The organism is Brachyspira pilosicoli, assembly GCF_019402445.1.
Taxonomy (GTDB): domain Bacteria; phylum Spirochaetota; class Brachyspiria; order Brachyspirales; family Brachyspiraceae; genus Brachyspira; species Brachyspira pilosicoli_B.
On the sequence record NZ_SRZM01000460.1, the window covers coordinates 1 to 1,411 of the forward strand.

The following is a 1,411-nucleotide window of genomic DNA, read 5'->3' on the forward strand; positions in this document are numbered from 1 at the left end:
TTTTGCTACGGGAAAAAGTTGAATAAAAAATAAAAAATTGTATTTATGATAAAATATAATTATCTAAATCTATCTCAATAATATGAGTTTAGTATCAAATATCTATCTTTGCCTTTAGTATTAACGTCTGGATTATAAACCACATAAACATTGTTGCCAAGCTCAACATATCTAAGAAGTTTGTCATCAGAGAAAAAATCTCCCTGTACATATATTGCCGCACCCGGAGACATTGGGAAGTTGGCAGATGCTGTTATCACTTTTGGTTTTGTGTTTATTATTCCTTTATATCCATATAAACCGTTTGCTTCATTTTTATAATTGGCCTCAAGCCATGTAGCATATAATTCGCTCCAATCTTTAAACTGCTTTATGTTTTTATTTGCAGCATATAGAATTGCTTTATAAGTGTGTTTATATTCTTCTGGTGCATTTGCTATGTCTTTATATATTTCAAATCCGTTTTTTGAATGTATAGCTAGCCAATACATAAAAAGCGAAACTGTTGCATATTTATGCACAGTGTATCCGCTAGACCAATTAACAAAATAATCTCCTTTGGTTATAAGATACATAGAATCACTGTTATAGTATTGAAGACGATTTTCTGGTAAGTATCCTCTATATGCTATTACTGCTGCTTCGGATAATGCTTCGTCCACCCACACATCAAAATCTGTTTTTTTGCTTTCTCTCAAATTGCTGTAATGAATTATATGCTGAAGTTCATGAATTATTGTGTTTAATACAGAATCAACATTATCCCAACCGTTTATATAATCTAAAAATATTATATTTTTGTTTTCATTTTCTATTTCGCTGTAGTTGCCTTCAAATATGGAGTAGCCTTGCATATATGGTTTAGCTCCTGTGTGTCCGCCGTTTATATCCATTATAAGAAGTATTAATTTTGTTTTTATGTCGCCGTATAAATATTTTTCTAATTCATAAGCTTTCATTGTTTGTGATAATATTTCTTTTAATATTTTTTCATCTACTGTAAGTCCGTTTTCTAAGTACACATCTATACTAGAAGTTGAGTATATATTTTTTGCTTTTATTTGTTCTTTTGAATAATTGTTATTGATATATCTTACTGCATTAAATGTTTTTTCTTTATAATCAGCTTTATATATTTCGTAGGTTTTATTTTGATTTAATATGCTATTGATGTTTGCATTTAGTATTAATGTGTTTAATGATATTAAGATTAATACAAAGATTTTTTTCATCATAACAACACCTCGTATTTTTAACAAGTATTAAAAGTTCTGTTATAATTCTCGGCAAATAATATTTCTATCAAAGCATATAAAATAGATTTCTTTATAATACTAAATTAATGAATATTTATATTATTTTAATTTACTGTTTGTATAAATTTTTTATTCAACTTTTTCCCGCAGCAAAA

1 protein-coding gene is annotated in these 1,411 nt (G+C 27.4%); it reads right to left on the reverse strand.

Annotated elements, in window-relative coordinates; genetic code table 11:
* Window positions 1-74 precede the first annotated feature (74 nt).
* Window positions 75-1,235, reverse strand: coding sequence for a peptidase M30, hyicolysin (locus E6A48_RS11880; RefSeq protein WP_219710512.1), 1,161 nt, complete (start codon window positions 1,233-1,235; stop codon window positions 75-77).
* Window positions 1,236-1,411: the final 176 nt, after the last annotated feature.